This window comes from Streptomyces sp. NPDC048825 (assembly GCF_043198355.1).
Classification (GTDB): Bacteria; Actinomycetota; Actinomycetes; order Streptomycetales; family Streptomycetaceae; genus Streptomyces; species Streptomyces xiangluensis.
Genome location: NZ_JBICUR010000014.1, coordinates 1 through 14,368, shown reverse-complemented (window position 1 = coordinate 14,368; position 14,368 = coordinate 1). Strand labels below are relative to the sequence as shown.

The window sequence follows — 14,368 nt, the reverse complement described above, 5'->3', positions numbered from 1 at the left end:
GCCGCCCGGCTACGGCAGGGGTGGCGGCTTCGTCAACTCGTCGTACACGCTGAGGACTTGGGCTACGGTCTCGTCCTCGGTCGGCCAGGAGGCGGCCTGCAGCGTGCCCTTGTCCTTCAGGACTTCACGCCGCTGCGGATCCTGAAGAAGGCGTACGACGGCGTCGGCGAGCGCTTCCGCGTCCCCGTGCGGTACGAGTTCGGCGGCGTCCCCGACCAGTTCGGGGACCCCTTCCATATCGGCCGCGACGAGCGGCACGCGCGCGTGAAGAGCTTCCTGGGCGAGTACGGAGCGCGCTTCACCGCCGCCGGGCAGCAGGGCCAGATCGGCTGCCGCCAGCAACTCGCCGACGTCGTCACGGCGCCCGACGAGACGTACCGGCAGCCCTTCGTCCTCGATACGCCCCTGAAGTTCCGCGCGCAGCGGTCCCTCCCCGGCGATCACGAGCAGCGGTACGGGAACCAGTCGCCGCCAGGCACGCGTGGCGTCCAGCAGCGTGTCGTACCCCCGATGCCGCTCGAGCGAGCCGACAGCCATCAGCAACGGCCGGTCCGTGGCACCGAGTTCGGCCCGCGCCTTGGGACGCAGCCGCTCGAGCTCCTCGCCCACGAAGGCGGGCCGCCGCACTTCGGGCAGCGCGACCGCGGCGAGCCGGGCATCACGCGCCCCGCTGCGTCGGGCCCGCTCCACAAGGTCGGACGAGACCCCGAGGACCACCGAAGCGGCCTTCGCGACCCGCCGCTCCAGCAGCCGCAGCAGATGCGCCCGCGCGCCCTCGTCGTGCGAGCGGCTGTGCCAGGTCACGACGAACGGAACACGCCGCCCACTGAGCGCCATGGCCGCCCTCATCCCGGCATGCAGTCCATGTGCGTGCACGAGGTCGGCGTCCACACAGGCCGCCCGCAGCGCGGCCACGGAAGCCGGGTCACTTCGCCGCGGCACGTGCACATGCCGGGCTCCCGCACCACTGAAGTCATACGCCCGGTCCGCCGCGGCCGGCGCACACACGGTGACCCGCACTCCTCGCGCCACGAGACCGGAAGCCAACGACCGCACATGCGCACTGCTTCCCGCACTGCCGCCTCCGAGCACCTGCACGGTACGCAGCGCCGATCGACCATGCGACAACTGGCTGCTCACGGCGGTGCTCACGTGGCCGGGGCTCCTGGTTCAGCGACGGGCGGTCACGAAGAAAGTACAGAGACAATGCGGCGGGAACGCTCCGCTGGGGTGTATGGCGCGTTCGCCTACACCTAAGGATGCCAGGACATACGGGCGTTCCGGACCACTGGTGGGGCCGTGGGCCCTTGGAGCGGGCGGGAGACGGGACCGCGGTGCGGCGGCTGCCCGTCGTCCTAACCGTCCGCCCGAGCCGTCGCCAGCAGCTCCTCCGCGTGGGCGCGGGCCGTTTCCGAGTCCTCCTGGCCCGCCAGCATGCGGGACAGTTCGCGGACGCGGTCCTCCCCCTCCAGGGCCTTCACTCCGGAGCGGGTGACCGAGCCGTCGTTGGTCTTCTCGACGAGGAGCTGCCGGTCGGCGAAGGCGGCGACCTGGGGCAGGTGGGTGACGACGACGACCTGTGCGGTCTTGGCGAGGCGGGCGAGTCGGCGCCCGATCTCGACCGCGGCCTTGCCGCCGACGCCGGCGTCGACCTCGTCGAAAAGGTACGTCGGCACCGGATCCGTACCCGCGAACACGACCTCCACCGCGAGCATCACCCGCGACAGCTCACCACCGGACGCGCCCTTGGCGATCGGCCGCGGTGGCGCCCCCGGATGCGGAGCGAGAAGCAGCTCGACCTCGTCGACACCGGCAGGCCCGTACGCGACCGTACGACCGCCCACCTCCACGCCGTCGGGGTCCTCCGTCTGCCGGATCGCGAACGACACGCGCGCGTGCGGCATGGCGAGCGAGGCGAGCTCGGCGGTCACGGCAGCGGCGAACCGCTCGGCGGCCTCCGTGCGAGCGTCCGTCAACGCCTGCGCCAACCCTCCCAGTTCGGCCCGCAAAGCGTCCCGCTCGGCCGTCAGGTCACCGATCCGGTCGTCGTCGCCCTCCAGCTCCAGGAGCCGCGCGGCCCCCTGCTCGGCCCAGGCCAGTACGGCGCCCACGTCCTCGCCGTACTTGCGCGTCAACGCGGTGAGCGCGGCCCGCCGCTCCTCGACCGCCGCGAGCCGCAGCGGATCGGCGTCCAGGTCGTCGGCGTACCCCGCCAACTCCCCCGCCACATCACCCAGCAGAATCCCGATCTCCCCGATCCGGTCGGCGAGCGAGGCCAGCGCGGCGTCATGGGCACGTACCGCCTCCAGTGCCCGGTGCGCGCCCGCGACGAGCGTCGTGGCGTCGATGCCCTCGGGATCCTCGGGGTTGCCCGCCAGCGCCGCGTGCGCCGCCGTGGCCGCGGACGCGAGCGCCTCGGCATGCCCGAGCCGCTCGGCCTCGGCCGCCAGCTCCACGTCCTCGCCGGTCCGCGGCTCCACCGCCGCAATCTCGTCGAGCCCGAAGCGCAGCATGTCGGCTTCCTGAGCACGTTCCCGCTCGCGCGTGGTGATCTCGTCCAACTCGGCCGAGATGGCACGCAGCCGACGGTAGGCGCTCGCGTACTTGGCGAGCGGCACAGCGACCGCGTCCCCCGCGTACCGGTCGAGCGCCTGCCGCTGCCGGGACAACTTGAGCAGCCCCTGCTGATCACTCTGGCCATGCACGGCCACAAGCTCATCGGCGAGTTCGGCAAGCACCCCCACGGGCACGGAACGCCCGCCCAGATGCGCCCGAGAGCGCCCCTCGGCAGACACGGTACGGCTGATCAGCAGCGCCCCGTCGTCGAGCTCGGCCCCGGCCTCCTCGGCCCGTACGATCGCCGAGGCGCCCTCAGGAACGGCGATCCGCCCCTCCACCACAGCGTTCTTGGCACCGATCCGCACGAGAGCCGCATCCGCACGCCCGCCCAGCAGCAGCCCAAGGCTTGTGACCACCATCGTCTTGCCCGCCCCGGTCTCACCGGTAACAGCGGTGAAGCCGGGCGACAACTCGACAACGGCGTCATCGATGACTCCGAGCGACCGTATCCGCATCTCCTCCAGCACGGACACGACCTTACGAGGTCAGGAGGCCGGTACGCGACGCCCCCCAGCTTCGTTACCGGAAGGCGCAGTCTTTTGGGGCCGTGGGGGACTGCGCGACCAGCCACAACGCGCCCGCAGCGAACATACGAACCCCGGGGCCTGGGGGCGGAGCCCCAGTTTCGGGAAGGGGCGGGGCTGGGGAAAGAAAACCCACCCGCCCCCACCCCCCTAGTGCGGCGCCCCCCGCCAACCAGCCACAGGCAACGCGAACTTGGCAACGAGCCGATCCGTGAACGAAGCATGGTGCAACCGAGCAAGCCGCACCGGCACAGCCCCCCGCCGAACCTCCACCCGCGCCCCCTCCGGCAACTCAATCGTCCGCCGCCCATCGCACCACAACACCCCATGCGGAGTGTGCGGCTGAACCTCCACGGCGAGCACGGAATCCGGCGAGGTGACCAACGGCTTGGCAAACAGCGCATGCGCACTGATCGGCACCATGAGCAGCGCCTCAACCTCCGGCCACACCACAGGCCCACCGGCGGAAAACGCATACGCCGTAGACCCGGTAGGAGTCGCGCAGACTATGCCGTCACACCCGAACCCGGTGACCGGCCGCCCGTCAATCTCGAGAACCACCTCAAGGAGCCGCTCGGCGGAGACCTTCTGCACGGCGGCCTCGTTCAGCGCCCAGTCGGTATGCACGACATCGCCATTGCTGTGCACGACGACGTCGACGGTCATCCGCTCCTCGACCTCGTACGCCCGAGTCACCACCCGGTCGACAACCTTGTCGAGGTCGTCACGCTCGGCCTCCGCCAGGAAGCCGACACGCCCCAGGTTGACGCCGAGCATCGGCACCCCAGAGGCGCGCGCGAACTCGGCGCCACGCAGCAGCGTCCCGTCACCGCCCAGCACGATCAGCAGCTCACACCCGTCGAGGCACTCGGGAGTCGCCTCCTTGACGAGTTCCACCGTCGGCGGCAGCGGCAGATCGGCCGCCTCGGCCTCGAGCACTCGTACACCGAGCCCGGAGCGCAGCAGCCCCTGGACGACGAGTTCGGCACTGCGGATGGCCGCGGGCCGCCCGGTGTGAGCCAGCAGGAAAACAGTACGAACTCGGGTATCGGTCAACGCGGCCCCTCCGCCACTGCACGGTCTACGTCGGCCGGGTCCAGTTCGGGTGCACCGGCTCGCAGCCACAGAAAGTACTCGACGTTCCCAGAGGGCCCGGGCAGCGGGCTGGCGGTGACGTCCTTCACCCCGAACCCCAACCCCCACGCGTGTCGGGCCACCCCGCGCACGGCCTCGGCCCGCAGTTCGAGGCTGCGTACGACACCGCCGCTCCCCAGCCGCTCCTTGCCCACCTCGAACTGCGGCTTGACCATCATCACCAGATCGGCATCGGGCGCCGCGCACCGCACAAGGGCGGGCAGCACCAGTCCGAGCGGGATGAAGGACAAGTCACCGACAATAAGATCCACCGGCTCCCCATCGATCGCCTCCAACGTCAACTCGCGTACGTTCTTACGGTCCTTGACGGTGACCCGTTCATCGCTTTGGAGTGACCATGCCAGCTGCCCGTAGCCGACGTCGACGGCAACTACGTGAGCGGCTCCCGCGCGCAGCAGTACGTCGGTGAATCCGCCGGTCGAGGCACCGGCGTCCAGCGCCCGCCGCCCCTCGATCCGCAGGCCGAGCGGCACGAAGACCTTCAGCGCCCCCGCCAGCTTGTGGCCGCCGCGCGACACATAGTCGGGCTCGCTGTCGTCACGGGCGACCACGATCGCGGCGGCCGTCTCCACCTGGGTGGCGGGCTTCGTCGCGACGGTCTTGCCGACGGTGACCCGCCCGGCGGCGATCAGCTGGCCGGCGTGCTCGCGCGAGCGGGCGAGCTTCCGTCGGACCAGCTCGGCGTCGAGGCGTCGTCGTGCCACTCCTGCCACGTTCGGTTCAGCTCCTGTTGTTCATGCTGTACGGTCCCGGGGCCCTCGGAGGTCCCTCCGGCCCCGGACGGGCGTCGAGCGCGGTGAGCGCGTCGCGCAGCCCCCGGTGCACATCCTCGTACACCTCGATGTGCCCGTCCGCAGCGAGGTGGTCGGCATCGGCCAGCCGGTCCAGCTGAGCGTCCACCTCGGAGTTCCCGGTGGGCGTGCGCGGCACGTTCAGCGGGGCGGGGGCGGCGGGAGCGTATGCGGGTCCGCTCTCCGCGCCGACTACGAGTCCGGCCCCGGTTCCGGCCGCCGGTCCGACGTCGAATCCGGCCTCGGGTCCGGCTCCCGATACGGCCCCGTAGTCGCTCTCCGGGCTGACTTCGCGTCCGGTCTCCGCGCCGGCATCGAGTCCAGCCCCAGATCCGGACCCCGGGCCGGCCTCGGGTGCGTCCTGCGCGCCGGCTTCGAGCCGGGTCCCGAATCCGGTCGCCGGTCCGGCGCCGAATCCGGCTCCGGGTACGGCCCCGGATCCGGCCGCCCGGCCGACGTCGAGTCCGGCCCCGGATTCGGTTTCCGGGCCGGCCTCCAGTTCGGCCTCGGGCCCGGCAGCCGGGCCGGCCTCCGGTTCGGCGGGAAGCTCCCAGTCGTTCATGCCCCGACGCTACCGCGAAGCGCTGGGGTACCGTCGTCCGCGATGGCCACGATTGAGGAGTGCCGCAGCGCACTCGACAAACTCTCGGACAACATGGCGGGCGCGGAGGGCGACGTGCGCAGTGCCGCCGCCCTCGACCGCTCACTGAGCTGCCGTATCACCGACCTCGACATCACCTTCGTAGGGCGTCTCAAGGACGGCCGCATCGAGGTGCTCGACACGGTGCAGGGTCCTCCGCCCGAGAAGGCCCACATCCGACTCGCGATGAGCGGTGACGATCTGGTCGCCCTGGTGAACGGCGAGCTGCACTTCGCGAAGGCCTGGGGCTCGGGCCGGGTCAGGCTCGAAGCGGGTCTGCGCGACCTGCTCCGGCTCAGAAAGCTGCTCTGACGCGGTTCAGGACCTTCAGGAACCCTTCGCGACGCTGACGGCAGCGGACGTACGCGCCTTCCGCGCCGCCGGCACCACCAGCGGCGTACCCGTCTCCGGATCGTCGATGACCTGGCAGCGCAGCCCGAAGACCTCCTCGACCAGCTCGGCCGTGACGATGTCCGACGGCGTGCCCTGGGCGATGACGGAGCCCTCGCGCAGGGCGATGAGGTGGGTGGCGTACCGGGCCGCGTGGTTGAGGTCGTGCAGTACGGCGACCAGGGTCCGGCCCTGCTCCTCGTGGAGTTCGGCACACAGGTCGAGTACGTCGATCTGGTGCTGGATGTCGAGATAGGTGGTCGGCTCGTCGAGCAGCAGCAGCGGGGTCTGCTGCGCAAGCGCCATGGCGATCCAGACGCGCTGACGCTGGCCTCCGGAGAGTTCGTCGACATAACGGTCGGCCAGTTCGGCGACCCCGGTCGAGGCCATCGACTCCCGTACGACCCGCTCGTCCTCGGACGACCACTGCCGCAGCAGCCCCTGGTGCGGATATCGTCCGCGGCCGACCAGGTCGCCGACCGTGATCCCGTCGGGCGCGATCGACGACTGCGGCAGCAGCCCGAGCGTCCTGGCCACCTTCTTCGCGGGCATCGACTGGATGACCTGCCCGTCGAGCAGCACCCGGCCCTCGCTCGGCTTCAGCATCCGTGACAAGGCGCGCAGCAGGGTGGACTTGCCGCAGGCGTTCGGGCCGACGATGACGGTGAAGGAGTTGTCGGGTATCTCGACCGACAACTGCTCGGCGATGACCCGCTGGTCGTAGGCGAGGGTGACGTTCTCGGCGGACAGGCGGTTCGTGGACGGGCCGTTCACGGACGGGCGGTTCACAGTGCCAGTGCTCCTTTGGGTGTTCGTGTGCGGCCCGCCATCGGCGCCCGTACTCGTCTTGCCGTCGGTGTTCATATCCGGCCCGCCTTGCGCTCGGTGACGAGGAGCCACAGCAGATAGACACCGCCGAGCACTCCGGTCACCACCCCGACGGGCAGCTGGTCGGCGCCGAAGGCCCGCTGCGAGGCCCAGTCGGCGACGACCAGCAGGGTGGCACCCATACACATCGCGGGCAGCAGGTTCGGCCCCGGCGAGCGGGTGAGGCGCCGGGCGAGCTGTGGCGCGGTGAGCGCGACGAAGGCGACCGGACCCGCGGCGGCGGTGGCGGCCGCGGTGAGCAGCACGGCGGCCAGCATCAGCAGCATCCGCGTCCTCTCGACCCGCACCCCGAGTGCGTACGCTACGTCGTCACCCATCTCCAGCATGTACAGCCCACGCGCGTTGCCGAGGACGAGGGGTACGAGGACGGCCCACAGCCCGAGCAGCGGCCAGACCTGCTCCCAGTCGCGGCCGTTGAGTGAGCCCGTCATCCACACGACCGCACGGGCGGCGTCCACGATGTCGGCCTTGGTGAGCAGATAGCCGTTGACTGCCACCGCCATCGCGGAGACGCCGATACCGACCAGGACCAGTCGATAGCCGTGCACACCCCGCTTCCAGGCGAGCACATAGATGGCGAGTCCGGTCACCAGACCGCCGAAGAGCGCCCCGAGGGTGACCTCGGCCGCACTCCCCGAGAACAGCACGATCATGGTGAGGGCGCCGGCCGTCGAGCCCTGCGCGAGACCGAGCACGTCCGGACTGCCCAGCGGATTGCGGGAGATGGCCTGGAAGAGGGCGCCGCCGAGCCCGAGCGAGGCCCCCACCAAGAGGCCGACGAGAACCCGCGGCAGCCGCAGCTCGTTGACGATGAACTCCTGCCCCACGTCGCCGTTGCCGAACAGCGTCTTGAGCACGTCGCCGGCCGGGATCGGGAAGTCGCCGGTGCCGATGAGGACGACGCTCGCGGTGAGCGCGGCCACCAGCAGCAGGACGACCACTGTGAGCGAGCGGACGTCGATACGGACGGACAGCCCGGTGCGGGTACGGACGGGACGGGCGCGGAACGGCCGGGCGGAACCGGCCTGCTTGGTCAGGACCTTCACAGCTGAGCCGTCCTCCGCCGTCGTACGAGAAAGATGAAGACCGGGCCGCCGAGGATCGCGGTGACGATGCCGACCTGGAGCTCGGCGGGCCGCGCGACCATCCGGCCGATCACGTCGGCGCCGAGCAGCAGCACCGGCGAGAGCACGGTGGCGTACGGCAGGATCCAGCGCATGTCGGGCCCGGTGAAGGACCGTACGACATGCGGGACCATCAGCCCGACGAACACGATCGGCCCGCAGGCGGCCGTCGCGGCCCCGCACAGCAGGGTCGCGGCCGCCATGGACAGCGCGCGGGTACGGCCCAGATGCGCGCCGAGCGCACGGGCGGTGTCGTCGCCCATGGCCATGGCGTTCAGCGGCCGGGCGAGAGCCAGCGCAAGGACCGTACCGATCGCGAGGAACGGCAGCACCTGCTCGATGGTCCTGTCGTTGGCCGAGGACAGCGAACCGACCGTCCAGAAGCGCATCTTGCCGAGTGCCGCCTGGTCCATGATCATCACGGCTTGCAGATAGCCGTAGAGCGCGGCGCTGAGCGCGGTGCCGGCGAGCGCGAGCCGCACCGGAGTCGCGCCCCGGCTGCCGCCGAGCACGTACACCAGGACCCCGACCACGGCCGCGCCCCCGAAGGCGAACCACACATAGCCGCTCAGCGAGGTGACGCCGAAGTAGGTGATGGCCGTGACGACGGCCGCGGACGCGCCCGCGTTGATGCCGAGCAGTCCGGGATCGGCCAGCGGGTTGCGGGTGAGCGCCTGGAGGACGGCCCCGGCGAGGCCGAGCGCGGCGCCGACGAGCAACCCGAGGGCAGTACGCGACAGCCGCTCGCTCACCACGACGTCGCCATACGTACCCGAGTCGTCGAACAGGCCGTGCCAGACCTGGCTCAGGGACAGGTCTTTCGCGCCGATCGCGATGCTCGCCAGCACGATGAGCACCAACACAGCCACGGACACGAGGAGCCCTGCAGCCCGTATCGCCTGTCGTTTGGGGGGCGCGGAGGCGGTCTCCGCGTTCGCTTCGGGGGGACTGTCGACCAACACGCAGTTAGGTTAGCCTACCCTCCCCATCTGGCTCGATTCATGCGCCTGCGGGCCTCCGTTGGTCCTGCGGACCTGTGCACTCGGCCGGTCCCGGAGCCCTGGAATTCCGGCGTCCGGGGCCGCCGGCGGCTCAAAGCGCTCAACGTCCCAGCCGTTCAAAGTCCCAGCCGCGCCAGTGCTTTGCCCCCGTCCAGCCCGCATGTCCCGTCCCCGGCCGCCGTCCAGGCGGCGGCGCACAGCGCCCGCAGCCCGTCGAGCGCCTCGCCCTCGCCCTCCAACTCAAGCCGCTCATCACCAGTCGTGGCGGTCCAACCGCCACAGCGGAACGCCCCGCCCACCTCGACGACCTCTGGCTGCCCGGTCAACAGCCCGCGCAGATCGGCGTCCACGTACGTCGGCCGGTGCTTCGGCGAGGCGGCAAGGAGCTGCGCACCGTCCGTCACGCCGGTCAGCACCAGCAGGGAGTCCACCTCGCCGTTGAACGCACCCTCGATATCCGTGTCCAGCCGGTCCCCGACGACCAGCGGCCGCACCGCCCCCGTCCGCAGAATCGTCTCCCGGTGCATCGGCGGCAGCGGCTTTCCGGCCACCTGCGGCTCGGCGCCCGTCGCGATGCGTACGACCTCCACGGCCGCCCCATTGCCCGGAGCGATCCCCCGCGCACTGGGGATCGTCAAGTCGGTGTTGGAGGCGAACCACGGCACCCCGCGCGCGATGGCGTAACAGGCCTCCGCGAAGCGCCCCCAGGGCAGCTCCGGCCCGCCGTACCCCTGCACGACCGCCACCGGCTCGTCCTCGGCCGACTCGACCGGTACGAGCCCACGCTCGCGCAGCGCGACCCGCAGTCCGTCCCCGCCGATCACCAACACCCGTGCTCCCGCGGGCACTTGCTCGCTGATCAGCCGGGCCACAGCCTGCGCCGAGGTGATGACGTCCGACTCCTCGGCCGGTATCCCCAGCTCCGTGAGGTGCGTGGCCACCGTGTCGGGTGTCCGCAGCGCGTTGTTCGTGACATACGCGAGATGCATCCCGCCCGCCCGAGCGGTGCCGAGCGACTCGACCGCGTACGCGATCGCCTCCCCACCCGCGTACACCACACCATCCAGGTCGAGCAGCGCCGTGTCGTATGCCTCGCTCAGGGGCCGGTCACTCCCCTCGGGCCGCGTCCTCACGGTCTGGCTCATTACGCATCGCTCCTCGTTCGATCCCATTGCCCCGATCATGGCGCATGCCACTGACACTCTTACGATGCACCAATGAACACTGCAGGTCCCGCGGACGTACCGGCTCGCATGGGCCTTGACCTCACCCCGTTCCGGGGCCTGCGCTACGACCCCGACCGGGTCGGCAGCCTGTCCGCCGTGACCTCCCCGCCGTACGACGTGGTCGTACGCCCCGACGGACTGCACCACCTCGAATCGTCCGACCCGCACAACATCGTCCGTCTGATTCTCCCCCAGGCCACCACGCCCGCCGCCCGCAACAAGAAGGCGGCGAACACCCTGCAACGCTGGCTCGCCGAGGGCGTCCTGACCGCCGACTCCGAGCCGGGCCTGTACGTCTACGAACAGCGCGCCGGCGACGGCATGCTCCAGCGCGGCCTCATAGGCGCCCTGCGCCTGTCGGAGCCGTCGCAGGGCGTGGTCCTGCCGCACGAGGACGTCATGCCGCACATCGTCGCGGACCGCGCGGACCTGATGCGCGCCACGTCCGCGAACCTCGAACCCCTCCTCCTGACCTACCGCGGCAACGGCTCCGCCGCCGACGCCACCGCCGTCATCGAGCGCACCGCCCAGCATCCGCCGCTCCTGGCCACGACCACGGAGGACGGCTTCAACCACCGCCTGTGGTCGGTGACCGACCCCGAGGACCTGACCGCGATCCAGAAAGACCTGGCCCGCCACCAAGCCCTCATCGCGGACGGCCACCACCGCTGGGCCACGTATCTGCGCCTGCGCGCCGAACACCCCTCCCCCAGCCCCTGGGACTTCGGCCTGGTGCTCCTGGTCGACACCGCGCGCTATCCGCTCCGCGTCCGCGCGATCCACCGGCTCCTGCACCACCTCCCCGTCACGGAGGCCCTGGCCACGCTCGGCGACTCCTTCCGCGTACGCACCGTCCAAGGCCCCCTTTCCGAAGCCCTGGAAACCCTCTCTGCAGCGGCAGCCGAGGGAAATGCCTTCCTCCTTGCGGGCGATGGCGCCTTCCACCTGGTCGATCGCCCCTCCCCGGACCTCCTCGCCCGTACGATCCCGGCCGACCGTCCGGAGGCTTGGCGGACCCTCGACGCAACGGTTCTGCACGCCGCGCTCCTCGACCACATCTGGCGCATCCCGGACGTCCCGGAGCACATCGCGTACATCCACGACACCGCCGCCACGGTCGCCAAGGCCGAACGCGACGGTGCCACGGCCGTCCTGATGCACCCGGTCCGCGAGGAGGTCGTACGCGAACTGGCGAGCCGGGGCGTCACGATGCCCCGCAAGTCGACGTCGTTCGGCCCGAAGCCGGCATCGGGCCTGGTGCTGCGCACAGTGGAGCGCTGATAACGCGAATGGGCGGGCCCCGTCCGGGAGCCCGCCCATGTGCACACGTCGTGTACGCCTCCTGTGCCGGCGTCAGTCGTCCAGGTCGTTCAGGTCTTCCACGTCGCTCTTGTCGTCGGCAGCATCCTTGTCCGCGGCGTCGTTCACGACCGGCTCGGGCGCCGGGGCGCCGAAGGTAGCTGCGGCTTCCACGGCCTCGGCCTCGGGACCGCCGCCGCTCTCGTCGAGGACGTCCTCGACGAGGGCATCCACGAACTCGACGCCGTCCATCTCGGCGAGCCGGTCCGAGGCGTCCGTGCTGCCGTCCTTGTCGGACTCGACGGCCTTCGCGAACCACTCGCGCGCCTCGTCCTCACGACCGGCCGCGAGCAGCGCGTCGGCGTACGCATAGCGCAGCCGCGCCGTCCAGGGCTGAACCGAGTTCGAGGCCAGCTCGGGGCTCTGCAGCGTCACGATGGCCGCATCGATCTGCCCCATGTCGCGCCGTGCCCCGGCCGCCACGAGCCGCATCTCGACCTGCCCCGCCTTGTCGAGCTTGTGCACCTCGGGCGCCCCGGCCATCTCCATGGCCTTCTCGGGCCGCCCCAGACCCCGCTCGCAGTCCGCCATGACGGGCCACAGGTCCACGTTCCCGGTCATCCGCCGCGCGGCCCGGAACTCGGCGAGCGCCTCGCTGTACTTCTGATTCGCGTACGCCGCGAAGCCTGCCGCTTCGCGCACGGCAGCCACGCGCGACGCCAGCCGCAGTGCGACCCTCGAGTAGCCGTACGCGCCCTCGGGGTCTTCGTCGATGAGCCTGGCCACCATCACCAGGTTCTTGGCGACATCCTCGGCAAGCCCCTTCGGCAGACTCTGCAACTCCTGCCGTACGTCCTTGTCGATCTCCTCGCCGGTGACGTCCTCGGGGATCGGCAGCCGTTTGACCGGTTCGCGATCCCGCTCCCGCTCCTCACGGAAGCGCCCGCCACCACGCCGGTCGTCGTCCCGCCCCCTGAAACCACCGGGCCGCCCACGGCCGTCCTCACGCCGCGGCCCACGACCGCCACGCTCGTCCCGACCACGCTCATCCCGTCCACGGAAGCCACCCCGGCTGTCGTCCCGCCGGAAGCCACCGCGCTCCCCACGGTCACTGTCCCGACGGTCGTCACGGCGCCCATAACCGGCACGGTCACCCTGCCGCTGCTCATCACGCCGGTCGTCCCGACGATCATCGCGGCGATCGTCACGTCGGAAGCCACCACGATCGTCGCCTCGACGGTCATCCCGACGGGGACCGCCACGCTCATCGCCCTGCCGGTCATCGCGCCGCTCATCGCGCCGGAAAGCCGGACGGTCCTCCGACCGCCGGACCCCGCCACGATCACGATCATCGCCCCGCCGCTCATCGCGACGGAAACCACCGCCACGGTTCTCATCCCGACGGAAACCACCGCGCTCGCCACGGTCATCACCACGGCGATCATCCCGCCGGAGGGCCGGCCGGTCCCCGCCACCGCTGTTGTCACGCCGGAACGCCGGGCGGTCGCCACCACCACGACTGTCATCGCGCCGGAAACCACCACGGTCACCGCCACTACGACTGTCATCGCGCCGGAAACCACCGCGATCTCCGCCACTACGACTGTCATCCCGACGGAAACCACCGCGGTCGCCGTCCCTGCGGTCGTCACGCCGGAATCCCCCGCGCTCATCATCGCGACGGTCGTCACGACGGTACGGTGGCCGATCGCCGTCACGCCGAGGCCCACCACGGTTGTCATCCCGCCGGAACCCACCACGATCGCGGTCACCGCCGCCACGGCTGTCATCACGACGGTCATCGCGCCGCGGCCCACCTGAACGATCGTCACGACGGAACGCCGGACGGTCACCACGATCCCGGTCGTCGCGCCCACGGAAGCCGCCACCGCCGCGGTTGTCATCACGACGGAAGCCACCGCGATCGCCACGGTCACCACCACCACGGCTGTCATCACGGCGGAACCCACCGCGATCGCCACGGTCACCGCCACCACGGCTGTCATCACGACGGTCGTCCCGCCGGAAGGCCGGCCGGTCACCGCCACCGCTGCTGTCACGGCGGGCGGCCGACCGGTCGCCCTCACGCCGAGGCCCACCACGGCTGTCATCACGGCGGAACCCACCGCGATCGCCACGGTCACCACCACCACGGCTGTCATCACGACGGTCGTCCCGCCGACCGTAGCCACCACGGTCGTTGTCGCGTCGCGGCCCCCCGCGGGAGCCGCCGCGGTCACCACTGTCCCGGCGGCGCTGATCGCGCTCCGGTCGCTCGTCGGGAGAGTTGGTGGACATGGTGACTCCTGTCTTAGGTACCGCAAGTCATTCTCGCGCAGTCGAGTACCGTGCGCGCGCTTCGGAAAAACAAAAAAGGACCTCTGGTCCCAGCAAGTCGCTGGGACCAGAGGTCCTCCAAAGATTGTTCGGCGGCGTCCTACTCTCCCACAGGGTCCCCCCTGCAGTACCATCGGCGCTGTAAGGCTTAGCTTCCGGGTTCGAAATGTAACCGGGCGTTTCCCTCACGCTATGGCCACCGAAACCCTAATGGTTTCGAGCGAACAAGCACACTTTTCAGTTAAATGTTCTGCTCAAAGCCGACAACGGTTCGTTGTCTCAGAACCAACACAGTGGACGCGAGCAGCTGAGGACAAGCCCTCGGCCTATTAGTACCAGTCACCTCCACACCTTGCGGTGCTTCCAGATCTGGC

General features: G+C 70.6%; 11 protein-coding genes, 1 rRNA gene and 2 pseudogenes. 2 read left to right on the top strand and 12 right to left on the bottom strand.

Annotation, left to right across the window (positions count from 1 at the left end; genetic code table 11):
- Positions 1–9: 9 nt before the first annotated feature.
- From ACGFNK_RS30040 to ACGFNK_RS30020, 5 genes and pseudogenes are all read right to left on the bottom strand, one after another.
- Positions 10–1,152, bottom strand: coding sequence for a glycosyltransferase family 4 protein (locus ACGFNK_RS30040; RefSeq protein ID WP_393420896.1), 1,143 nt, complete (start codon positions 1,150–1,152; stop codon positions 10–12).
- 203 nt (positions 1,153–1,355) lie between these two features.
- Positions 1,356–3,074, bottom strand: coding sequence for a DNA repair protein RecN (gene recN / locus ACGFNK_RS30035; RefSeq protein WP_393421256.1), 1,719 nt, complete (start codon positions 3,072–3,074; stop codon positions 1,356–1,358).
- A gap of 219 nt (positions 3,075–3,293) precedes the next feature.
- Complete coding sequence (locus tag ACGFNK_RS30030) at positions 3,294–4,199, bottom strand: NAD kinase (protein ID WP_033323998.1); 906 nt, start codon at positions 4,197–4,199, stop codon at positions 3,294–3,296.
- Entirely contained in the window at positions 4,196–5,011 is an 816-nt protein-coding gene (locus tag ACGFNK_RS30025; RefSeq protein WP_393420894.1) for a TlyA family RNA methyltransferase, read from the bottom strand. Before ACGFNK_RS30025 ends, ACGFNK_RS30030 begins: the two co-directional genes overlap by 4 nt.
- Positions 5,012–5,018: 7 nt before the next feature.
- A pseudogene (locus tag ACGFNK_RS30020) lies at positions 5,019–5,267 on the bottom strand (hypothetical protein); the annotation flags it as partial.
- Positions 5,268–5,693: 426 nt separating this feature from the next.
- Here ACGFNK_RS30020 and ACGFNK_RS30015 point away from each other — a divergent pair.
- Positions 5,694–6,041 carry an SCP2 sterol-binding domain-containing protein gene (locus tag ACGFNK_RS30015; RefSeq protein ID WP_393420892.1) on the top strand — a complete coding sequence of 116 codons (348 nt, stop codon included), beginning with the start codon at positions 5,694–5,696 and terminating at the stop codon, positions 6,039–6,041.
- Positions 6,042–6,056: 15 nt separating this feature from the next.
- Here the strand turns inward: ACGFNK_RS30015 and ACGFNK_RS30010 are convergent, their stop codons facing one another.
- From ACGFNK_RS30010 to ACGFNK_RS29995, 4 genes are all read right to left on the bottom strand, one after another.
- The gene (locus ACGFNK_RS30010; RefSeq protein ID WP_393420890.1) at positions 6,057–6,983 is read right to left on the bottom strand and encodes an ABC transporter ATP-binding protein; all 927 of its coding nucleotides are present in this window, start codon (positions 6,981–6,983) and stop codon (positions 6,057–6,059) included.
- The gene (locus tag ACGFNK_RS30005) at positions 6,980–8,053 is read right to left on the bottom strand and encodes a FecCD family ABC transporter permease (RefSeq protein ID WP_393420888.1); all 1,074 of its coding nucleotides are present in this window, start codon (positions 8,051–8,053) and stop codon (positions 6,980–6,982) included. The genes ACGFNK_RS30010 and ACGFNK_RS30005 overlap by 4 nt, the downstream gene beginning before the upstream one ends.
- Positions 8,050–9,093 carry a FecCD family ABC transporter permease gene (locus ACGFNK_RS30000; RefSeq protein ID WP_393420886.1) on the bottom strand — a complete coding sequence of 348 codons (1,044 nt, stop codon included), beginning with the start codon at positions 9,091–9,093 and terminating at the stop codon, positions 8,050–8,052. Before ACGFNK_RS30000 ends, ACGFNK_RS30005 begins: the two co-directional genes overlap by 4 nt.
- Positions 9,094–9,248: 155 nt before the next feature.
- Positions 9,249–10,277 carry an HAD hydrolase-like protein gene (locus ACGFNK_RS29995; protein WP_393420884.1) on the bottom strand — a complete coding sequence of 343 codons (1,029 nt, stop codon included), beginning with the start codon at positions 10,275–10,277 and terminating at the stop codon, positions 9,249–9,251.
- A gap of 72 nt (positions 10,278–10,349) precedes the next feature.
- Between ACGFNK_RS29995 and ACGFNK_RS29990 the strand changes: the two genes are divergently transcribed.
- Complete coding sequence (locus tag ACGFNK_RS29990; RefSeq protein WP_393420882.1) at positions 10,350–11,639, top strand: DUF1015 domain-containing protein; 1,290 nt, start codon at positions 10,350–10,352, stop codon at positions 11,637–11,639.
- Positions 11,640–11,711: 72 nt separating this feature from the next.
- Here ACGFNK_RS29990 and ACGFNK_RS29985 read toward each other — a convergent pair whose 3' ends face one another.
- From ACGFNK_RS29985 to rrf, 3 genes and pseudogenes are all read right to left on the bottom strand, one after another.
- Positions 11,712–12,554, bottom strand: coding sequence for a tetratricopeptide repeat protein (locus ACGFNK_RS29985; protein WP_393421255.1), 843 nt, complete (start codon positions 12,552–12,554; stop codon positions 11,712–11,714).
- Between the two features lie 489 nt (positions 12,555–13,043).
- Positions 13,044–13,526: pseudogene (locus ACGFNK_RS29980) on the bottom strand (tetratricopeptide repeat protein); the annotation flags it as partial.
- A 555-nt stretch (positions 13,527–14,081) separates the two neighbouring features.
- Positions 14,082–14,198: ribosomal RNA gene (rrf, locus tag ACGFNK_RS29975) — 5S ribosomal RNA — on the bottom strand.
- Positions 14,199–14,368: the final 170 nt, after the last annotated feature.